Genomic DNA, 20191 nt, shown 5'->3' on the forward strand with positions numbered 1-20191 from the left:
CTTCCCTTCTGTGCCTGGTATGGGCGCGCCCGGTCTCGGTGCACTCGTCGGCCCGGGCAGCCAGCCCGAGAGCTTCGACGGCTCCAAGCTTGACTACATGATCATGCCCAGCGGCATGAACACCTTCTCCGCCGCCCACACGTGCCCGAGGCGGACGATGCGGCGGGGCACGGCCCCGCGCTGGCCGCGCTCGGCGCGATGCTGGACGCGCTGCGCCACGCCGAGGCGACAGGTGAGGGCGCCCGGATCGACCTCATGGGCCTTGCGCCAAGCGACCTCACCTTCGTCGACCAGTTGCTGGGCGAGGGCGAAGTCTCGGTTGTCGCAGGCGGCGATGCGCAGGCGCAGGAATCGGTCCTGGCCGGGCTCTGGCGCGTGCGCGTGGCGGGCGCGGATGGCTGCCGCCTCGCGGACTACGCCGAAGTCGGCGCCTTCCCGCAGGACCTCCTGGCACAGGCCTTCGCGGGCGCGCAGGCCCATGTGGACCTGCCCGAAAGCGCTGGCCCCAACATCTTCAACGCGCCCGCCCTTGTCAGCGAGATCAACGAACATGTGCCCCATGCGCGCGAGGCGGGTCGGGGCCCGCACATCATCAACCTCTCGCTCCTGCCGCACACCGAGGAGGACCTGGCTTTTCTCGAGAACGTGCTGGGTCCGGGCGAACTGATCGTCCTGTCGCGCGGCTACGGCAACTGCCGCATCCGGGCGAGCGGTACGCGCGACACCTGGTGGGTGCGCTACTACAATTCGCAGGACACCCTGATCCTCAACTCGATCGAGATCAGCCCGATCCCCGAAGTGGCGCTGGCCGCGCCCGAGGATATTGCGGATTCGGTCGAGCGTCTGTCCGAGATCCTCGACATCTACGCCCCGGCGGACGCCTGAGCATGTCCGGTGCTCCCTCCACCGACCATTTCTTTGCGGGAAGCTATGGCGGCGATGCGTCCAAGCTGTCCGACCACACGCGGCTGGAATGCAAGATCTGCTGGCACGTGTACGAGCCCGCGGAGGGCTGCACGTACTGGCAGATACCGGCGGGTACGCCGTTCGCGGCGCTGCCCGACCACTGGACCTGCCCGGAATGCGACGGCGCGAAGGGCGACTTCATGGTCATTCCGGACTGACGCCATGGATGGCCTGAGCGAACTTCGCATGTCTGATCTCTCCATGTCCGATCTCTCTGCTCGGATCGAAGGTCTTTACGAGACCATCGCCCGCACGCGCATGGCGGACATCGGCATACTCAATCCCCGTCTCGGTGTTTCGATGCGCGGCTTGCGGCGCTATGGGGAGAACCATGTCGGTATTCTGGTCACGCCCTGGTTCATGAATCTCCTGTTCCTTCCCGTGAATGCGCCGGGTTCGCCGGGTGGCGGGATCCCGCCGCGCATTGGCAGTTCGCGCACCTTCGCGTTGCCCTCGGGGACCTACGAGGGCATCGCGGGGCACGAGCTTGGCCTGGGCTGGCACTGGAGCTGTTCGCTGTTTTCGCCGATGTTCGAGTTCGCCGACATGGAGGGCGCGGTGGAGACCGCCGACGTTTCGCTCGACCTGCTGTTCGACGCCCCCGAAGGCGCGCGTGGGAACGAGGCGGGGCAATCGGGACCCTCGGAGGAATTCCGCGCCGCGATGGTGCGTCCCGAAAGCCATGGCACTCTGGATGCGCGGCTTGCGGCTATCGAGGCACGCGAGGCCGAAGCCGATGCTGCGGCCGAGGCGGAGGCGCGCATTGCCGAGAGCCCCGAGCTGGAAACCGACGCGCCTCGCAGTCTCGACCGGCGCGCGCTGTTCGGTCTGCGGCGCAGCGAGGAGCAGCAGGGCTGATGGCGCAGGGGCCTTTCCTTCGCATCGACGTGCCTTTGCCCGGCCCGGGTGAGGGCGAGCCGATCTTCATCGACTATGCGGGCACCGGCCCGGTCGCGCGGCTGGTGACGGGCGCGCGTGCGGACGCGATGCCCGCGATGATCGGGCGGCTCTTCGCAATCTGCGTAGAGGCCCAGCAACTGGCCTGCCGTCTGGCGCTTGCGGCGGCGCAGAACCTCCAAATCGACGGGGCCGAGCTGGAGACGGCCCGCCAAGGCGTCAGCCTGGAGGCGGTACGCGAGACCGGGCTCCACATCCTCCTGGGCTGGCCCGCGCTTCTGGGCGAAGGCCCGGCCCATGCGGCGGCGGCGGCGTTGCTGGCGGCCACGCGAGGTGCCGGGGACGCCGGGGCGCTTGAAGAGGTGCTGGCGCGGGCGGTTTTCGGATGCTCGCCGGGGCAGTGGCTCGCAGAGCAGACAGGCGGCGGTGCCACGTTGCGTTGGGCCTTCGCAGGCGCAACGCCCGCCGCGCGGCTGCTGGCACGCGCCATCGATGCGAGCGAGGTGCCGCCCCATCCCGCGCCCGCGCCGGGAAGTCCGGTCGAGCGCTGCGCGGCGCAGGTGTTCGTCGCCCAGCTCGATCCCGGAAGCCTTGCCGCCCACCACGCGGCGCGCCTGTTCGAGCTCGCCCGGCTGGCAGCCCCCTACATTGCTGGCATGCCCCACGCCGCATTTCTTGCCGCGCGGTCCCACGCGCCCGGCCATGGCCGGGCGGAGATCGCCTGCGCGCGCGGAACCCTTGTTCACGAGGTCGAGGTGGCCGATGGGCGTATCGCGCGGTGCGAGATGCGCTCGCCTACCGATGTCGCCTTCGCGCCCTATGGGCCGGGCCGCATGTGGTTGCAGACCGTGGCCGACGGTACGCTCTCCTGGCCATGCGAACAGCGCGAGGCGGTCATGCGCGAGGTCGTCGCCGCAATCGATCCCTGCATGGAGTATCGCCTCACCTTCGCCGCGCTGGCCAAGCAGGGAGCGCTCTGATGCATGAGATGGCGCTGTGCGAATCCATCCGCCAGATCATCGAGGAGCAGGCTGGCGCCCAGGGCTTTACCCGGGTCGAGCGGGTCGCGCTGGATGTCGGGGCCTTCTCCGGCGTCGAGGTCGAGGCGCTGCGTTTCGGGTTCGATGTCGTGATGCGCGGGTCCCTCGCTGAGGAGGCGCGGCTCGAGATCCACCAATCCAAGGGGCAGGGCTGGTGCCTGCCCTGCGCGCGCGAAGTCGAGATCGCGCAGCGCTACGACGCCTGTCCGCATTGCGGCAGCTACCAGCTGCAGGTGACGGGCGGCGAGAACCTGAGCATTCGTGAACTGGAGGTCTTCTGATGTGTACTGTGTGCGGCTGTAGCGACGGGGAAACCCGGATCGAGGGCAAGGCGCAGGCCCATGCGCACAGCCACGATCACCACCACCATCACGACCATGGGCATCACCACCACGATCACGATCACGATCACGGGGGCCATCACCACCATGGTGAGCACGGCGATCTGCACTATGGCACGGGCGCGGCGGGGACCTCGGTCCCGGGGATGAGCCAGACCCGCCTGATCCAGCTCGAAGCCGATATCCTGGGCAAGAACAATGGCTATGCGCAGGCCAATCGCGCGCAGTTCGCGCACGATGGCATGTTCGTGCTCAACCTCGTTTCCTCACCCGGCTCGGGCAAGACCACGCTTCTGTGCAAGACGCTGGAGGCCCTGAAGGACACGCTCGATCTCGCCGTCATCGAGGGCGACCAGCAGACCAGCGCCGATGCCGACCGCATCCGCGCAACGGGCGTTCCCGCGATCCAGGTCAACACCGGCAAGGGCTGCCACCTCGATGCGCACATGGTGGGCCACGCGGTGGAAAGCCTGAAGCCAGCCAAAGGCTCGGTCCTCCTGATCGAGAATGTCGGCAATCTGGTCTGCCCGGCCGGCTTTGACCTTGGCGAAGCGCACAAGGTGGCGATCCTCTCGGTCACCGAGGGTGAGGACAAGCCGCTCAAGTATCCCGACATGTTCGCCGCCTCCGACCTTGTCCTCCTCAACAAGGTGGACCTTCTGCCCTACCTCGATTTCGATATCGAGGAGGCCGAGGCCAACGTACGCCGGGTCAATCCACGCGCCCGCGTGCTGCGCGTCTCGGCACGCTCGGGTGAGGGGATGGAAGCCTGGATGCAGTGGCTCAAGGGCGGGGCGATGATGGCTTCGGCCACGCTGCCTGCCAACGCGCCGCTCGCGGCTCAATAGGACCTTCACGCCATGTGCCTTGCCATTCCCGCTCTTGTCACCGCCGTCCTTGCCGACGACATGGCCACCGTGTCGCTGGGCGGGGTGGTCAAGACCGTGTCCGTCGCGCTGCTCGATGAGGTTGCGGTGGGCGATTACGTCCTCCTTCACGTCGGCTATGCGCTCCACAAGATCAGCGAGGAGGAGGCCGAGCGGACCCTGGCAATGATGGCCGAGGGCGGACTGCTCGAGGCCGAACTGGACGAGATCGCGGGAGACGCTGCATGAAGTACGTCGAGGAGTTCCGCGACCGCGCGTTGGCCGAAAAGCTGTCCGCCGCAATCCGGGCCGAGGCCGATCCGGCACGCAGCTACAACTTCATGGAGTTTTGCGGCGGGCACACCCACGCGATCTTCCGGTACGGCGTGCAGGACCTCGTGCCCGGCAACGTCCACTTCGTCCACGGTCCGGGCTGCCCCGTCTGTATCCTGCCGATCCGCCGCCTTGATGATGCGATCGAACTGGCCGAGCGGCACGGCGTGATCCTGTGCTCCTACGGAGACATGCTGCGCGTGCCCGGCTCGAAGCGGCGCTCGCTCCTGAGCGTGAAGGCACAAGGCGCGGACGTGCGGATGGTCTATTCCACGCTCGATGCGCTGGATATCGCGCGCAAGAACCCGGACCGGCAGGTCGTGTTCCTCGGCATCGGTTTCGAGACCACGACCCCGCCCACCGCGCTCGCCATCCGGCAGGCTGCGGACGAAGGGCTCACCAATTTCTCGGTCTTTTGCAACCATGTGCTGACGCCCGCGGCGATCCGCCATATCCTCGATGCGCCCGACATCGATCCCGAGGAGGCCGTGCATCTCGATGGGTTCCTGGGCCCCAGCCACGTCTCGACCGTGATCGGCTCCAGGCCCTACGAGTTTCTCTCCGAGACCTACCGCAAGCCGGTGGTCATTGCAGGGTTCGAGCCGCTCGACGTCCTGCAGTCGGTGCTCATGCTGATCCGCCAGGTCAATGAAGGCCGCGTCGAGGTGGAGAACCAGTACGCGCGTGTCGTCACGCGCGAGGGCAACACCAAGGCACAGGACCTCGTCGACGAAATCTTCGAGCTGCGCCCGGCCTTCGAATGGCGCGGGCTTGGCATGGTGGCCAGGAGCGCACTTGCGATCCGGCCCGCCTATGCCCCCTTCGATGCCGAGGCGCGCTTTGACTTGAGCGAAAAGACCTCGCGCGAGGTCAAGTCGTGCGAATGTCCCGCGATCCTGCGCGGGGTGAAGAAGCCTAAGGACTGCAAGCTCTTCGGCAACGTGTGCACGCCCGACAACCCGATGGGCAGCTGCATGGTCAGCTCCGAAGGCTCGTGCGCGGCCTACTGGACGTACCGCCGCGCCGAGACACTGGCCGAGATGGCAAAGGACAAGGCCATGGCGGAGCAGGCCGCATGACCGCGATGCAGCCGATCCGCGCCAAGCGCTTTCACGCGGACGCGCGCGTGACGATGAGCCACGGCGGGGGTGGTCGGGCGACAAGCGAACTCATTGCCTCTGTTTTCGCGCCCCATTTCGCGAACCCGCTACTGGAGCAGGGCCATGACGCGGCGCGGCTGGACCGTCCGGCCGGGCGCATCGTCGTCTCGACCGATGGGCACGTGATCTCGCCGCTGTTCTTCCCCGGCGGCGACATTGGTTCGCTCGCCGTCCATGGTACGCTCAACGATGTGGCGATGGGGGGCGCGCAGCCGATCGCGCTGACGGCCGCCTTCGTGATCGAGGAGGGCTTCCCGCTTGCCGACCTCGAACGTATTGCCGCCTCGATGGGCGAAGCCGCCCGCCGCGCCGGGGTGCCCATCGCCACCGGGGACACCAAGGTTGTCGAGCGGGGCAAGGGCGACGGCGTCTTCATCACCACCACTGGCATCGGCGTCGTGCCGGACGGTGTCGAGATCGGCCCGGACCGGCTTGCCGCCGGCCAGGCGATCCTCCTTTCGGGCACGCTGGGCGATCATGGCGTCGCGATCATGTCGCAGCGCCAGGGGCTGGAGTTCGAGACCACGATCACCTCTGACAGCGCCGCGCTCCACCACATGGTCGCCGACATGGTGGCCGCGGTGCCGGGCATCGCGCTGCTGCGCGATCCCACGCGCGGCGGGCTCTCCTCCACGCTCAACGAACTGGTCGAGGGCACGCGGCTGGGCGTGCTGATCGAAGAAGCGGCGATCCCGGTGAAGGGCGAGGTCGCCTCGGCCTGCGAGCTGCTTGGCCTCGATCCACTCCACATCGCCAACGAGGGCAAGCTGGTCTGCATCTGCGAGGAAGCCGATGCGCAAACGCTGCTCGCCATCATGCGCACCCATGGCGAGGGCACCGATGCCGCGCGGATCGGTACGGTCACGGCCGAAGAGCCCGGCTTCGTGCGCATGACCACCGCGATCGGGGGCACGCGCATTGTCGACTGGCTTTCGGGCGAACAATTGCCGAGGATCTGCTGATGCCCGATTCCGTCTCCAGCTTGCCGGTGGTGCTTGTCGTCGACGACGAGATCCGCTCGCTCGAATCGCTGCGCCGCATTCTCGACCACGATTTCGAGGTCCTGACCGCCGCCAGTACGGCGGCGGCCGAGCGGCACCTGGAGGCGCAGAACGTCCACGTCATCCTGTGCGACCAGCGCATGCCCGAACGCACCGGCGTCGACTTCCTGACCGAGGTGAAGACCCGTTGGCCCGACGTGATCCGCATGATCATCTCGGGCTACACCGACGCCCACGACATCATCGATGGCATCAATGACGCGGGGATCTTCCAGTACATCACCAAGCCCTGGCATCCCGACAACCTGCTGCTGACGCTGAAGGCCGCCTGCCGCCTGTTCGACCTCCAGCGCCAGAATGACCTGCTCGCCATCGAACTTAAGATGCTGCCCGAAGCGGCCGACAAGCTGGTGGGTGAGAGGCGCGACAAGCTGCGCCGTGCCTACAGCTTCGAGGACGGCATCGTGCGCGCGCCGGGCAGCCCGATGGAGGATGTCTGTCGCCAGCTGGCCGATGTCGCTCCGTATGACCTTCCCGTCCTTCTGTTCGGCGCATCGGGCACCGGCAAGGAACTCGCCGCGCGGGCTTTGCACTATGGCTCGCACCGCTGGGACAAGCCTTTCGTGGTCGAGAACTGCGGCGCGCTGCCCGACGAGCTGCTGGAAAGCGAGCTCTTCGGCCACCGCAAGGGCGCCTTTACCGGCGCGGTTGCCGACCACATCGGCCTGTTCGAGCGCGCCGATGGTGGCACCGTCTTCCTCGACGAGATTGGCGAGGTTTCGGCCGCTTTCCAGGTCAAGTTGCTGCGCGTGCTGCAGGAGGGCGAGGTGCGCCCGCTTGGCGGAACCGTCACGCGCAAGGTCAATGTGCGCGTGATCGCGGCGACCAACCGCAACCTCGACGAGGAAGTGCGGGCCAAGCGCTTCCGTGCGGACCTGTTCTACCGCCTTGCCGGGATGATCGTGCGCCTGCCTGACCTCAAGGACCGTACCTGCGACCTGCCGGTTCTTGTCGAGGCCATTCTCGGGCAGGCGACGAAGTCCATGGACAAGCCGGTCCGGGGCGTGAGCGAGGCGGCCATGGCGCGGCTCGTTGCCTATCCCTGGCCGGGCAACGTGCGCGAACTCCAGAACGAGGTGCAGCGCATGGTGGTGCGCGGGCGTGAGGGCGACTGGCTCGATGTCGATGTCCTCTCCTCGCGCGTGCGCCGCGGCGGCGAAGGGGCCGCCCTGCGCGTCGAGACCGCGAACGAGGCGCCTGCCGAGAGCCCGGCTCACGCACCCCGTTCGGGCGCCCAGGAGAGCGGTACGCTCAAGGAGCGGGTCGAGGCTTTGGAGGCCGAGATGATCCGCGACGCGCTGATCCGCCATCGCTGGAACAAGAGCCAGGTTGCGCGTGAACTGGGCCTCTCGCGCGTGGGGCTGCGCTCCAAGCTCGACCGCTACGGGCTTGAGAACGTCCATCCCATCGCCCGCCGCGTGGCGCACTGATCCGTGGCGGACCAGGGACACCGAGGGACCCCGACACCCCCGCCGCTGCTGGCGGGCGGGATCGACGGGATCGCCGGGGCCCTTGGCGAGGGCGGCGGCGAGGAGCTTTGGATCGAGGTCATCCAGCAGATGGATGCGGTCTATTCCGAGCTCGTGGAATCGCAGACCGCGCTGGAGGAACAGCACCGCGAACTGGGCGAGGCGCACGACTTCATCGGTTCGGTACTAGATGCCATGACCGATGTCGTCATCGCCTGCGATGCCGAGGGGCATATCCTGCGCACCAACCGCGCGCTCGTCCGCATCCTGGGGGAGAGCGAGGAGGCGCTGCTCGGGCGCGAGGTCGAGGCGCTCTTTGCGCCCGGCGAGCGCAAGGACGTGCATGCGGCCATGAACGAGGTGCGCGCGGGCACGCTGGTCGACCAGCGCGAATGGCACCTCCAGATGCCCGGCGGAGCGCTTGGCCTCATCTCCACCAACATCGCCCCGCGCCGCGAGGGAAGTGTGCGCTCTTGCGGCTTCGTCTTCGTGGGGCGGCCGCTGGGCGAACTGCAGCGCGCCTACCGCGAACTCGACGAGGCGCACAGCACGCTGAAGCGCACGCAGGAACAGCTCCTGATGAGCGAGAAGATGGCCGCACTCGGCCGCCTTGTCGCGGGCGTCGCGCACGAGCTCAACAACCCGATCAGCTTTGTCTTCGGCAACATGTACGCGCTCAAGCGCTACGGCGAGGCAATCGCGCGCTATCTGGAGGCGACGGGCCGCGCGCCCTCCGACCCCGAACTGGAGGCGCTGCGCACGCAGTTGCGCATCGACCGTATCCTCGAAGACATCGGCCCACTCGTCGACGGGACGCTGGAAGGTGCCGAGCGCGTGCGCGACATCGTCCAGGACCTGCGGCGCTTTTCCTCCAATCAGGAGGAGACGCCCGAGACCTTCAATCTCACCCGGCTTGTGCGCACGGCGGCGGAATGGGTGGCCAAGGCCCAGCGCGCGCGGCCCGACTTCCACTTCGAGCTACCCGATCCGCTCGACGTGACAAGCCGCAAGGGCCAGCTGCACCAGATCGCGGTAAACCTGATCCAGAACGCCTGCGACGCGCTGGAGGGGCGCGAGGCCGGCGAGGTGCAGGTGACGGCCTGGCGGGAGGGCGCGCTGGTCTACCTGGAGGTGGCGGACAACGGACCGGGCATCGCGCCCGCCAATCGGGACAAGATCTTCGAACCCTTCTTTACCACCAAGCCGATCGGTTCGGGTACGGGGCTGGGGCTCTACGTCAGCTACAACATGGCCGCTAAGCTGGGCGGCAGCCTTGCCTACGCCGAGAACGCGTCGGGGGGCGCCTCGTTCATCCTCGCGCTTCCGGCTGGCGAGGGCACGCCATGACGCGGCCCGTGCGCCTGCTCTGGCTGCAATCGGGGGGCTGCGGGGGCTGTACGCTTTCGCTGCTCGGCGCGCAGGGGCCCGATCTCGTCTCGGCCCTGGAACTGGCCGGGGTGGAGATCGTCTGGCACCCGTCGCTGAGCGCGGCCAGCGGACGCGAGGCGCGCGCGCGGATCGAGGCGGTGGCCTCTGGAGAGGAACCTCTCGACATCTTCTGCCTCGAAGGTTCGGTGATGACCGGCCCCGATGGCACCGGCCTGTTTCACCGCATGGCCGGAACCGACGAGGCGATGATGCGCGTGATCGAGCGCGTGGCGGTTCGGGCCGATTATGTCCTGGCGGTTGGCAGCTGCGCGGCCTTCGGCGGGATCACGGCGGCGGGCGGCAACGAGGTCGGTGCGGTGGGGCTTGCCTACGACGGACGCCAGGCGGGCGGTTTGCTGGGCCCCGAATTTCGTTCGGGCAAGGGCCTGCCGGTCATCAACATTGCGGGCTGTCCGATCCACCCCGACTGGTTTACCCAGACCGTTCAGCAGATTGCGGCAGGGGTCTTCGATGAACGCGATATCGACGAGTGGCAAAGGCCGCTCGCCTACACCGGGCATCTTGTCCACCATGGATGCGCGCGCAACGAGTTCTACGAGTTCAAGGCGAGCGCGGAGAACCTGTGCGACATGGGCTGCATGATGGAGCACCTGGGCTGCAAGGGCACGCAGGCGCGCGCGGACTGCAACATCCGCGCCTGGAACGGCTCGGGCTCCTGCCTGGATGGCAACTATCCCTGCATCAACTGCACCGCGCCGGGTTTCGAGGAGCCGGGCCATGAATTCACCCAGACGCCCAAGATCTCCGGCATCCCGGTGGGCTTGCCAACCGACATGCCCAAGGCCTGGTTCGTCGCGCTCGCCTCGCTGTCGAAGGCGGCCACGCCCGCACGCCTGAAGGACAACGCCGCGCGCGACCGCATGGTGACGTTGCCCAGGGATAAGGCGCGTGACGCAGCTGCGGCCAAGCCGGGCAAGGGCAAGCGATGAGCGGGGAGGGCACGCGCCTCATCATGGGGCCCTTCAATCGGGTCGAGGGCGATCTGGAAGTACGCCTCGACACCAGCCTCGACACGGTGGTCAGCGCCGAGGTTTCCTCGCCGCTCTACCGTGGGTTCGAGCGCATGCTGGTGGGAAAGCCGGTCCACGACGCGCTGGTCTATGCGCCGCGCATCTGCGGGATCTGCTCGGTCTCGCAGTCGGTCGCCGCGGCGCGCGCGCTGGCGAAGCTCAGTCCGGCTGCCCTGCCCGAGGCTGGAGCGCATGCGGTGAACCTCGTCCACGCGGTCGAGAACCTAGCCGATCACTTCACCCACTTCCACCTCTTCTTCATGCCCGACTTCGCGCGCGAGGTGTACGCAGCAGAGCCCTGGTACGAGGGCATCGCCGCGCGCTTTCGTGCGATCACGGGCAGTGCTGTGCGCGAGGCCTTGCAGGCGCGCGCCAGCTGGATGGAGATCATGGGGCTGCTGGCGGGCAAGTGGCCGCACACGCTCTCGATCCAGCCTGGCGGCTCGACCCGGGCGATCTCGCGGCCTGAGAAGGTCCAGGTCCTCACCCTCATCCGCCGCTTTCGCCAGTACCTGGAAGCCACGCTCTTCGGGGACAGCCTGGAAGCCGTGGGCGAGCTGGCAAGCGCCGAGGCTCTTCACGCCTGGAGCGAGGGGCGCAGCAGCGACTTTGCGCAGTTCCTCCAGGTGGCGCGCGCGCTGGAGCTGGACCGGCTCGGGCGCACGCGCAACGCGCACATGAGCTTTGGCGCCTATGAACTGGGGACAGGGCATCTCTTCGCGCAAGGGGTGTGGGTGGCCGGCGCGGTGCAGCCGCTCGAGACCGCCTCCATCGCCGAGGACGTGAGCCACGCCTGGTACGCGCAAGGCCCCGGAGCGAAGGGCCCGCTGCGCGATGCGCCGGTGCCCGACGTGCAGAACGAGGATGCCTACTCGTGGTGCAAGGCGCCGCGTCTGGGTGGACAGGTGGTGGAAGTCGGCGCGCTCTCCCGCCTCCTCGTGGAGGGCCATCCCCTCGCACTCGATATGGCCCGCAAGGGCGGCAATGTCACCGCGCGTATCGTGGCGCGCATGCTCGAACTCGCCCTCGTCGTACCGGCGATGGAAACGTGGATTTCCGCGATCGATCCCGAGGCACCCTTCATCGACCACAGCGCGCTGGCCCCGGCCGGGGAAGGCGCTGGCCTGACCGAGGCCGCGCGCGGATCACTTGGGCACTGGCTGCGCGCGGACGCAGGGCGGATCGACCATTACCAGATCATCGCGCCCACCACCTGGAACTTCAGCCCGCGCGACAAGCGGGGTGTTCCGGGCCCCTTGGAGCAGGCGCTGGAGGGAACCCCGATCCGGCCCGGCGAAGAGGAGCCGGTGGCGGTACAGCATGTGGTTCGCTCGTTCGACCCCTGCATGGTCTGCACGGTGCACTGATGGCGCGCGTCACCGATGCCCTCACCGTGGATCGCAGCTACAAGGTCCTGCGCGTGCGTGGACAGGTGCAGGCGGTCGGCTATCGTCCGTTCGTGTGGCAATGTGCCCACGCGCTCGGGCTGGCGGGCGACGTTGCCAACGATGGCGAGGGCGTTCTTGTGCGCGTCGCAGGCCCATTCGAGGCGCTCGACCGTTTCGAGGCGCGGTTGCGCCATGAGGCTCCGCCGCTCGCCCGCGTGTTCTCGGTGGAGGTCGTGGACACTGCGCCGTTCGCCTGCGGTGAGGACTTCGCGATTGCGCGCAGTGGCGGCGGGGCGGTGGCAACGGGCATCGTGCCCGATGCGGCGACCTGTCCGGCGTGCCGCGCGGAACTGCGCGATCCTGCTGACCGGCGCCACGGCTATGCCTTTGGCAACTGTACGCATTGCGGGCCGCGTCTCTCGATCATGTCCGCGCTCCCCTATGACCGAGCCCGCACCAGCATGGCCGATTTTGCGCTGTGCGAGCCTTGCGCGCGCGAATACGCAGACCCTGCGGACCGGCGCTTTCACGCCCAGCCCATCGCCTGCCCCGCCTGCGGCCCCCGGCTCGAGCTGACCGGCGAAGGGAAGGGCGCGCCCGATCCGCTGGCGAGAAGCGTCGACCTGCTGCGAAAGGGGCGCATCGTCGCGATCAAGGGGCTGGGGGGCTACCATCTCGCCTGCCTTGCCACCGATGCCGAGGCCGTGGCGAAGCTGCGCACGCGCAAGGCGCGTGATGCCAAGCCCTTCGCGGTCATGGTTCCTTCGCTCACAGCCGCGCGGGAGCTGTGCGAAGTGTCGGACGAAGCCGCGCAGGCGCTGGAGAGCCCGGCCGCGCCCGTCGTCCTCCTGCCGCTTCGCCGCGACGGGCCTGCCTTGCCTGAGGCCGTGGCACCGGGGCAGGATCACCTGGGGCTCCTGCTGCCCTACACGCCGCTCCACCACCTCCTGATGGATGCGCTGCAGGCGCCGCTGGTGATGACCTCGGGCAACCGCAGCGACGAGCCGCAGGTGACGGATGATGGCGAGGCGCACGCCAAGCTTGCCGGGATCGCCGATTCCTGGCTTAGCCATGACCGCGCCATCGTCAACCGTATCGACGACAGCGTGATGGCGTTCGATGCGCGTGGGCCCGTGGTGCTGCGCCGGGCACGCGGACTGGCGCCCGATCCGATCCTGCTGCCCGAAACCCTCGCCGCGCCCATGCCGATCCTGGCCATGGGGGGCGAGCTCAAGGCGACCTTCTGCCTGCTGCGCGGGCGCGAGGCCGTCCTGTCGCCCCATATCGGAGATCTGGAGGACGCCGTCGCGCGCGCCGACTATCGGCGTATGCTTGACCTTTTCTGCGATCTCTATGCCTTCACGCCGGGCGCGATCGCGGTAGACGGGCACCCGGACTATGCCTCCACCCGGATCGGGAGGGCGCTGGCGCAAGAACGGGGCCTTCCGCTTGTCACCGTCGATCACCACCACGCGCACCTTGCGGCGTGTCTGGCCGAGAATGGCATCGAGGCGGGCGAGACGCTCACGGCCCTGGTGTGCGATGGCCTTGGCCTTGGCGGCGATGGTACGCTGTGGGGCGGTGAGGTGCTGCGCGGCGGCTATGGCTGGGCCGAACGGACCGGCGCGCTGCCTGCCGTGGCGCTCCCGGGCGGAGCGGCGGCGATGAAGCAGCCCTGGCGCAACCTGCTCGCGCACCTCCTTCATGCTTTCGGGGACGCATGGGCCGAAGCGGTGCCCGTGCTGGCCGAGCGCGTGCCTGCAGGACCATCGCGCCAGGTCCTGCAACGCATCATTGCGCAGGGGCTCAACAGTCCGGTCTGTTCCTCGGGCGGGCGATTGTTCGATGCGGTGGCCGCGGCATTGGACCTGTGCGGGCCGAGCATTTCTTACGAAGGCGAGGCGGCCATGGCGCTGGAGGCGGCGGCCCGGCCTTTCGTGACGGGGGAGACCGGCTATGCCTTCGCGCTCACCCATGATGCGGCGGGGCTTGCGCGGCTGGACTTCGCGCACCTGTGGCGGGCGCTGGCGCGCGATCTGGGCGCGGGCGTGCCGGGTGGGATGATAGCTGCACGCTTCCACCTGGGACTGGCTGATGCGCTTGTCGCACTGGCGGGCGCAGGGGAGGCGTCCTTATCCCATGGTCGGGTGGCGCTGAGCGGCGGGGTGTTCAACAACCGCATCCTGCGCGAGGCGGTGGCGCAGCGGGTCGAGGATGCGGGCGCTGTGCCGCTTGTCCATCGCCGCGTGCCGGCAGGCGATGGCGGGCTTTCGCTGGGGCAGGTTGCGGTTGCTGCAGCTCGGCTTGATGGGGACTGACAGGAGGACACAGGGACATGCTGAACGAACACGACCTCAGGCGGCGTATCGTCGGGGAAATGCACCTGCGGCGCTGGCCCCACGTCTGCGCGCCCTCCACGATCATACAGTTCGTGCGCGTGCTCGAACCGGACCAGCGCGAGGCTGAACTGCGCTGTGTCGAGACACTGCCCTCGGGCGGTGTCGCCGGGCGCAGCGAGAACCCGCGCCACCGCGCCGGATCGCTCGGGCCCGGTATTGCCTTTGGCTGGGAGCGCCAGAGCGAGGCCAGCACGACGACGCTCTTCATCGACCGCCTGCTGGTGGACGCGCAGGGCACCTTCGCGCCCGATCCGGCCGCGCTGGAAGCGCTGAGCTGGGCCAAGGGGATGCCGGGCAAGGTCCTGCGCGCGATCCGCGTGCTGATCGTGCCCGACGAGGACGCCGCCCGCACGCTGATCCCGGCGATGGGGTACGATCCGCTCGACCTCGTCAGTTGCCATATCTCCTGCCAGGACGGCGAACAGGCCGCGCGGGTGTGGTCCGATTTCCGCTTTCGTGATGAGGGCTACGGCCAGATTCTGGTGGCGGCCAACGGTATGGCGGGCGGCGATCTCTCGCGCTCGGTCCAGCGCCTGCAGGAACTGGGCAACTACCGCAACCTGGCGCTGCTCGGCCTGCCGGTGGCGCAGGATGGCTGGAAGCTGCTTGACCGGATCGAGGATGAACTCAGCGATCTTACCTCGCAGGTCGCCGACCCCGAAGTGCGCGACGATGATCTCCTGAGCGAGGTCACGCGCCTTTCGATGGAGCTGATCGCCCATTCGACCGAGACCGATTACCGCCTGAGCGCGACCGAGGCCTACGCCACCATCGTCGAGGATCGGCTGGAGGGCCTCCACATTCGCGCCTGTCCGGGGCATCCCTCGCTTGCGGACTTCACCCAGCGCCGCTTCCTGCCCGCCGTGCGCACCTGCGCGGCCCATCGCCGCCGCGAGGAGCAGCTGGCCCAGCGCACCGAGCGGCTGGTCTCGCTGCTGCGCACCCGCGTCGAGACCCGCATCGAGAACCAGAACGGACGCCTGCTTGCCTCGATGGAGCGATCAAGCACGCGGCAGCTGCGCCTGCAGCAACTGGTCGAGGGGCTCTCGGTCGTGGCGCTCAGTTACTACGGGATTAGCCTTATCGCGCACATGCTGGAGGGCGTTGAACTGCTGGCCCCGCACTTCCATGCGCACCTTGTCGTCGCCGCGCTGACCCCGGTCATGGTGATCGGCATGTACCTGGGACTGCACCACCTCAAGAAGCGCATCCTCGACTGAGCGCGGGTACTATGCCGCCGGGGAAGGCTTTGCGGCGCAGGTCTTGGCGATGAAGGTCGCGTGGTCGGGCAGCCGCTCGGCGGCGCGGGCAAGCGTGGTGCGGCGCTGGTCAAGAAGGGCGCGCAGGTCCCTCTCGGGGAGCAGGTGCGTGCGCGGATTGACCGCGCGCGGCAGCACGCCCTGACCCAGCAGGATGGCAACCCAGCTGGGTTCCTGGTGCGATTCCAGATCGTACATCGGCACGCGGCCGCAGGCATCCCAGGCGTCGAGCTTGGCGCGAAGGGTGCCCGGCAAGTCCATGGCCGCGACCTGGCGCCAGAGCGGCTCGGTCCGGCGGGTGCGGCAATAATGGGCGATGATGAAATCGCGGATGCGCTCGTACTCGAGCGCGGTCTGGCGGTTGTATTCCGCCGCGAGCGCAGGATCGGGGACCTTGCCGGGCAGGAACTCGACGAGCCGGGTCACGCCGGTCTGGATCAGCTGGATCGCGGTCGATTCCAGCGGTTCGAGGAAGCCTGCGGCAAGGCCGATGGCAATTACGTTGCCCTCCCAGAAACGGTTGCGGCGTCCGGGCGTGAAGCGCAGCAGGCGCGGTTCGGCCAGGGCCTCGCCGTCGAGACTGGCGAGGAGCTGCACGACAGCCTCGTCGTCCGAAATGTGGGCGCTGGAATAGACATGGCCGTTGCCGGTGCGGTTCTGGAGCGGGATGCGCCACTGCCAGCCCGCCTCTTTTGCGCTCGAGCGGGTGAAGGGCGTGAAGCGCCCGGCGCGTGCGCAGGGAACAGCCGCCGCGCGGTCGCAGGGGAGCCACTGGCTCCAGTCCTCGAAGCCCACGCCCTGCGCCTGGCCCAGGAGCAGGCTGGCAAAGCCGGTGCAGTCGAGGAACACGTCGCCCTCGACGCGTCGATCCCCGTAAAGCTGGAGCGCGCGGACGTGGCCGCTCTGCGCATCGCGCGCGACATTCTCGATGCGTCCTTCGACGCGGGTCACGCCCATGCCCTCGGCCAGACGGCGCAAGTAGGCGGCGTAGAGTGCAGCATCGAAGTGGAAGGCGTGGCGGAACTGCGCGGCCTCGCCCGAAAGCGCTTCGTGCGGCACGAACCGGTCCTGCGAGGCCAGCACCTCGGCCATGGAAAAGTCGCCCAGCGCCGGAATCTGACCCTCGCGGGCAAGGCGCAGCCAGTGCTGGTGGACGGGAAGTCCGGCAATGTCGGCGCCGTAGTCGCCAAAGCCGTGGAAGTGGCGGTTGCCGATCTCGCCCCAGTCGGCGAACTCGATGCCCAGCTTGAAGGTGCCGTTGGTGGCGGCCACGAACTCGGGTTCGTGGATGCCCAGAAACCGGTTGAGCTCGCCGATCAGGGGGACAGTGGCCTCGCCCACGCCGATGATGCCGATGTCCTCGGATTCGACGAGGGTGATCCGCGCGGCGGGGGGAGGCAGAAAACGGGCCAGCACCGCGGCCGAGATCCAGCCCGCACTGCCGCCTCCGGCAATCACGAAGTGGACAGGCGGGGTATCGGGTCCGGCCATTGGCATGTTGCTCCCGTCAGAAGTCGGCCCCGACGTCTTCCTTGCGGAAAAAGCCGGGGCCTTGGGAGGAGCTGGTATCAGAAGCGCGTGCGCACGACCATGGCGACGCGGCGGTCGGTCTCGGTCCAGCTGTAGCGCGGCTGGAAGCTGGGATCGCCCACGCGCAGGTACGTGCGCGAGGTGAGTAGGTTGGTGCCCTGCACGCCGACCTTCAGGTGCTCGTTCACGTTGACCAGGATCGAGGCATCAAGCTGGCCGTAGTCGTCGTTCCAGACCGGGTAGTTGATGTTCGCCGCCGAGGTGGTCAGCAGGTACTTCTTGCGCCAGTTGTAGGCGACGCGGGCCGAGACGCCGGGCGTCTCGTAGATCGCGGCCACGTTGTAGGACCACTTCGAGAGGCCTTCGAGCGGCAGGTTGAGGCCCGCATTCTCGCCGTTGGCGGTATCGAACACGTTGACCGAGGAGTTCGCGCCACCGGTCGAATCGACGTAGGTCAGGTTGCCGGTGAAGCCCAGGCCCGAGAGCGGTCCGGGAAGGAAGTCGAGGAACTGGGTGTAGGCCAGCTCGAAGCCCTTGATCTTGCCCTTGGCGCCGTTGGTCTGGCGGTTGACGTCGAAGGTGATCGTTTCGCCGCCGCTGGTGTATTCCTGCTGTTCCAGGCCGACGAAGATGTAGTCGCTGATTTCCTTGTAGAAGAGCGCCAGCGTCAGGCTGTTCGAGCGGCCGTAGTAGTACTCGAAGCTGAGGTCGAAGTTGTTCGAGCGGGTCGGCTTCAGGTCCGGGTTGCCCGCGGTGCCGGTGAACGCGGTGGTTACGCCGCCTACGCCCGTGCCGTTGGGGTTGCCGTCGTTGTCGAACGAGAAGTTCAGCGAGGTGTATGGGTTGAGCTGCGCGAAGGTCGGACGCGAGATCCCCTTCGAGGCCGCGAAGCGGACCTGGAAGTCGTCGGTCACGAAGTAGCGCAGGTTGAAGCTGGGAAGGACGTCGGTGTAGCTGTTGCTGCCCGAGGTGATCGAGGTGCCAAGGTCACCCGAGGCGAACGCGAGTGCACGTTCGTAGTCGGAGCAGTCGGTCGTGGCCGAATCGCAGTCGACGCTCAGCGTTCCGACGTTGATCGCCGAACCCAGCGAGTTGAGCTTGGTGTGGACCACACGCACACCCACGTTGCCGTCGAAGCGGCCGACCGGGCTGTAGTCCATGCCGAAGCGCGCCATGGCGTAACCCGCGAGGACTTCCTGGCCCTGGTTGTTGATGCCGCCCTGGCCGGTGGTCTGCGAGAAGTCGTCGCTGAGCGGAGCCCAGCCCCAACCGTTCGAGAGCGTAGCGCCCAGGTAATCGAAGGCATGGCCCGTGCCCTGATTGACGAGGCTGGGGGCGGGGAGCCACAGGCCCGAAGTCGGGTTGCTGGCTTCGCCGCGGAAGAAGTTGTTGAAGTCCACGAACGTCGACTGGTTGGGCAGGTCCGCGATCTGCGGGCCACCCGGGTAGCCGGTTTCATCAAGGCGCACTTCGTTGCCCGGAAGCCAGTACTGGCCCGAAAGAAGACCCCAGTTGTAGGTGGTCTGACGCGTGATCGCGGTGCGGTCCGACCAGCGGCCGCCGACCTTGAGCGACTTCAGGAAGCCTTCGTCGAACTTGTATTCCACATCGCCGCGGATCGCCCATTGGTCCGCCTCGTTGTCCTCGAGGTGGTCCATCGCGGCCGCCCACCAGTTCGCGCTCTTTTCCGCCAGCGACTGCGAGGGGTCGGTGGGACGCATGTTCATGTAGGGCGTGTTGCCGTCGAGGTCGAAGTCGAAGGTCGTGCCCACGTCCGTGCCGGTGAAGGCGGTCATCGAATAGACGCTGGCGGTCGACTTCGAGTACTGGACATCGGCCGTGACGGTCCAGTGGCTGTCAGGCTCCCACAGGGCCTTGAACGAGTAGTCCTGGTTCTTCTTGTCCTGGCTGCCCGCGCGCGTGTCGAGCAGCGGCTGCTGGTTGTCGGCCACGCCCGAGACGAGCTGGTTCTGCTCACCAAAGACGAAGCCCGGGGTCGTCGGGTCCATCTGGGTCGAGTTGCCAATGTAGTATTCGGTGTCGCGCGGCTTGGCGGTCGAGATCAGCGCCTCGGCCGTGAACTCAAGCGTGCTCGAGGGACGCCACTGCAGCGAGGCGTCGAAGGCGCGGCGTTCCTGCTGCCAGTCGATGCGGCGGAAGCCGACGCTGTTGGGGACGTAGACCGTGTCGCCTTCGGCATAGCCATTGGCATCCTCGGTCATCTCGCGCTGGAGGAAGCGGTCGGCCGAGATCGAGTCGGTGCGGTTGCCGATGTTGCTGATCGAGTAGGAGACGAGGACGCCGATTTCGCCCAGGCCCGTGTCGAAGCGGTCGCTGACGAGCGCGCTGCCCGACAGGAAGCTCTTGGAACGCAGGTCCGCGTAGTTCACGTCGCCCGAAACCGCAGCCACGAAGCCCGGTGCATCGAAGGGCTTGCGCGTGCGCAGGTCGATGGTGCCGCCGATGCCGCCCTCGACCATGTCCGCCGAGGGGTTCTTGTAGACGTCCACGCCCGACATGAGATCGGCCGAGATGTCCTCGAAGGAAAGCGAGTTGCCGCTGTTGGCCGAGAACACGTCGCGGCCGTTGAGCTCGGAGCGCACGAAGGACAGGCCGCGGATGAAGACGCCGCCGCCTTCACCCGAGAGACGCGCGGGGTCGCGCGCTTCGCTGGTGCGCTGGAGGGTGACGCCCGGGATGCGCTGCAGCGCTTCGGAAACCGAACGGTCGGGAAGGGCGCCGATGTCCTGCGCGGTGATCGAATCGACGACGACTTCGGCGTCGCGCTTGCGGTCGATCGCGCTCTCGAGCGAGGCGCGGATGCCGGTGACGATGATCGCCTGCTCTTCGTTCAGCGTGGCTTCGGCAGGCGTGTCCGCCTCCTGGGCCGCGGCGAGCGCGGGCATGGCGCAGATCGCGAGTGCGGTCGCGGACGTGCCTGCGCGCAGGAGCATGTCCCCACGGATTCCGGTGAAACTGTTACGAATGCGAGTGAACGCTGCCATTTCGGTGCCCTCCTGTCC

Annotated in this window: 17 protein-coding genes; 15 read left to right on the forward strand and 2 right to left on the reverse strand. The window is 67.8% G+C overall.

Annotation, left to right across the window (positions count from 1 at the left end):
• Nucleotides 1-141: 141 nt before the first annotated feature.
• Genes HT578_RS16905 through HT578_RS16975 form a run of 15 tightly spaced genes read left to right on the forward strand, consistent with a single transcriptional unit; the run spans nucleotide 142 to nucleotide 15599 of the window.
• Entirely contained in the window at nucleotides 142-885 is a 744-nt protein-coding gene (locus HT578_RS16905; protein ID WP_239026330.1) for a hydrogenase expression/formation protein, read from the forward strand.
• Nucleotides 886-887: 2 nt separating this feature from the next.
• Nucleotides 888-1124: a rubredoxin gene (locus tag HT578_RS16910; protein ID WP_039388862.1), complete on the forward strand. Its 237-nt coding sequence runs from the start codon at nucleotides 888-890 to the stop codon at nucleotides 1122-1124.
• 28 nt (nucleotides 1125-1152) lie between these two features.
• Nucleotides 1153-1824 carry a [NiFe]-hydrogenase assembly chaperone HybE gene (hybE, locus tag HT578_RS16915; RefSeq protein WP_213500794.1) on the forward strand — a complete coding sequence of 224 codons (672 nt, stop codon included), beginning with the start codon at nucleotides 1153-1155 and terminating at the stop codon, nucleotides 1822-1824.
• Nucleotides 1824-2843 (forward strand): hypothetical protein, encoded by a 1020-nt coding sequence (locus HT578_RS16920; RefSeq protein ID WP_213500795.1) that lies wholly within the window; start codon nucleotides 1824-1826, stop codon nucleotides 2841-2843. The genes hybE and HT578_RS16920 overlap by 1 nt, the downstream gene beginning before the upstream one ends.
• Nucleotides 2843-3184: a hydrogenase maturation nickel metallochaperone HypA gene (gene hypA, locus HT578_RS16925; RefSeq protein ID WP_039388858.1), complete on the forward strand. Its 342-nt coding sequence runs from the start codon at nucleotides 2843-2845 to the stop codon at nucleotides 3182-3184. Before HT578_RS16920 ends, hypA begins: the two co-directional genes overlap by 1 nt.
• Nucleotides 3184-4092: a hydrogenase nickel incorporation protein HypB gene (gene hypB, locus HT578_RS16930; protein WP_213500796.1), complete on the forward strand. Its 909-nt coding sequence runs from the start codon at nucleotides 3184-3186 to the stop codon at nucleotides 4090-4092. The genes hypA and hypB overlap by 1 nt, the downstream gene beginning before the upstream one ends.
• 12 nt (nucleotides 4093-4104) lie before the next feature.
• Nucleotides 4105-4359 carry a HypC/HybG/HupF family hydrogenase formation chaperone gene (locus HT578_RS16935; protein ID WP_213500797.1) on the forward strand — a complete coding sequence of 85 codons (255 nt, stop codon included), beginning with the start codon at nucleotides 4105-4107 and terminating at the stop codon, nucleotides 4357-4359.
• Nucleotides 4356-5522 carry a hydrogenase formation protein HypD gene (gene hypD, locus HT578_RS16940; RefSeq protein WP_213500798.1) on the forward strand — a complete coding sequence of 389 codons (1167 nt, stop codon included), beginning with the start codon at nucleotides 4356-4358 and terminating at the stop codon, nucleotides 5520-5522. Before HT578_RS16935 ends, hypD begins: the two co-directional genes overlap by 4 nt.
• Entirely contained in the window at nucleotides 5519-6565 is a 1047-nt protein-coding gene (gene hypE / locus HT578_RS16945; protein WP_213500799.1) for a hydrogenase expression/formation protein HypE, read from the forward strand. The genes hypD and hypE overlap by 4 nt, the downstream gene beginning before the upstream one ends.
• Entirely contained in the window at nucleotides 6565-8094 is a 1530-nt protein-coding gene (locus HT578_RS16950; RefSeq protein ID WP_213500800.1) for a sigma-54-dependent transcriptional regulator, read from the forward strand. Before hypE ends, HT578_RS16950 begins: the two co-directional genes overlap by 1 nt.
• Before the next feature lie 3 nt (nucleotides 8095-8097).
• A complete protein-coding gene (locus HT578_RS16955; protein WP_213500801.1) occupies nucleotides 8098-9480 on the forward strand; it encodes a sensor histidine kinase in 1383 nt (460 codons plus the stop codon).
• A complete protein-coding gene (locus tag HT578_RS16960) occupies nucleotides 9477-10511 on the forward strand; it encodes an NADH-quinone oxidoreductase subunit B family protein (protein WP_213500802.1) in 1035 nt (344 codons plus the stop codon). Before HT578_RS16955 ends, HT578_RS16960 begins: the two co-directional genes overlap by 4 nt.
• On the forward strand, nucleotides 10508-11959 hold the full coding sequence (locus tag HT578_RS16965) for a nickel-dependent hydrogenase large subunit (RefSeq protein ID WP_213500803.1): 1452 nt from the start codon (nucleotides 10508-10510) through the stop codon (nucleotides 11957-11959). Before HT578_RS16960 ends, HT578_RS16965 begins: the two co-directional genes overlap by 4 nt.
• A complete protein-coding gene (gene hypF / locus HT578_RS16970) occupies nucleotides 11959-14298 on the forward strand; it encodes a carbamoyltransferase HypF (RefSeq protein WP_213500804.1) in 2340 nt (779 codons plus the stop codon). Before HT578_RS16965 ends, hypF begins: the two co-directional genes overlap by 1 nt.
• Before the next feature lie 17 nt (nucleotides 14299-14315).
• Nucleotides 14316-15599 (forward strand): DUF3422 domain-containing protein, encoded by a 1284-nt coding sequence (locus HT578_RS16975; RefSeq protein ID WP_213500805.1) that lies wholly within the window; start codon nucleotides 14316-14318, stop codon nucleotides 15597-15599.
• Between the two features lie 9 nt (nucleotides 15600-15608).
• Here HT578_RS16975 and HT578_RS16980 read toward each other — a convergent pair whose 3' ends face one another.
• Nucleotides 15609-17129: a tryptophan halogenase family protein gene (locus HT578_RS16980; protein ID WP_213500806.1), complete on the reverse strand. Its 1521-nt coding sequence runs from the start codon at nucleotides 17127-17129 to the stop codon at nucleotides 15609-15611.
• 77 nt (nucleotides 17130-17206) lie between these two features.
• Nucleotides 17207-20173, reverse strand: coding sequence for a TonB-dependent receptor (locus HT578_RS16985; RefSeq protein WP_239026331.1), 2967 nt, complete (start codon nucleotides 20171-20173; stop codon nucleotides 17207-17209).
• Nucleotides 20174-20191: the final 18 nt, after the last annotated feature.

Source organism: Novosphingobium decolorationis, from assembly GCF_018417475.1.
Lineage (GTDB): Bacteria > Pseudomonadota > Alphaproteobacteria > Sphingomonadales > Sphingomonadaceae > Novosphingobium > Novosphingobium decolorationis.

What these genes read in the sequence shown, in the direction of transcription:
- HT578_RS16910 (WP_039388862.1), top strand. Translation starts at nt 888, where the DNA reads ATGTCCGGTGCTCCCTCCACCGACCATTTCTTTGCGGGAAGCTATGGC.
- hybE (WP_213500794.1), top strand. Translation starts at nt 1,153, where the DNA reads ATGTCTGATCTCTCCATGTCCGATCTCTCTGCTCGGATCGAAGGTCTT.
- HT578_RS16920 (WP_213500795.1), top strand. Translation starts at nt 1,824, where the DNA reads ATGGCGCAGGGGCCTTTCCTTCGCATCGACGTGCCTTTGCCCGGCCCG.
- hypA (WP_039388858.1), top strand. Translation starts at nt 2,843, where the DNA reads ATGCATGAGATGGCGCTGTGCGAATCCATCCGCCAGATCATCGAGGAG.
- hypB (WP_213500796.1), top strand. Translation starts at nt 3,184, where the DNA reads ATGTGTACTGTGTGCGGCTGTAGCGACGGGGAAACCCGGATCGAGGGC.
- HT578_RS16935 (WP_213500797.1), top strand. Translation starts at nt 4,105, where the DNA reads ATGTGCCTTGCCATTCCCGCTCTTGTCACCGCCGTCCTTGCCGACGAC.
- hypD (WP_213500798.1), top strand. Translation starts at nt 4,356, where the DNA reads ATGAAGTACGTCGAGGAGTTCCGCGACCGCGCGTTGGCCGAAAAGCTG.
- hypE (WP_213500799.1), top strand. Translation starts at nt 5,519, where the DNA reads ATGACCGCGATGCAGCCGATCCGCGCCAAGCGCTTTCACGCGGACGCG.
- HT578_RS16950 (WP_213500800.1), top strand. Translation starts at nt 6,565, where the DNA reads ATGCCCGATTCCGTCTCCAGCTTGCCGGTGGTGCTTGTCGTCGACGAC.
- HT578_RS16960 (WP_213500802.1), top strand. Translation starts at nt 9,477, where the DNA reads ATGACGCGGCCCGTGCGCCTGCTCTGGCTGCAATCGGGGGGCTGCGGG.
- HT578_RS16965 (WP_213500803.1), top strand. Translation starts at nt 10,508, where the DNA reads ATGAGCGGGGAGGGCACGCGCCTCATCATGGGGCCCTTCAATCGGGTC.
- hypF (WP_213500804.1), top strand. Translation starts at nt 11,959, where the DNA reads ATGGCGCGCGTCACCGATGCCCTCACCGTGGATCGCAGCTACAAGGTC.
- HT578_RS16975 (WP_213500805.1), top strand. Translation starts at nt 14,316, where the DNA reads ATGCTGAACGAACACGACCTCAGGCGGCGTATCGTCGGGGAAATGCAC.
- HT578_RS16980 (WP_213500806.1), bottom strand. Translation starts at nt 17,129, where the DNA reads ATGGCCGGACCCGATACCCCGCCTGTCCACTTCGTGATTGCCGGAGGC.
- HT578_RS16985 (WP_239026331.1), bottom strand. Translation starts at nt 20,173, where the DNA reads ATGGCAGCGTTCACTCGCATTCGTAACAGTTTCACCGGAATCCGTGGG.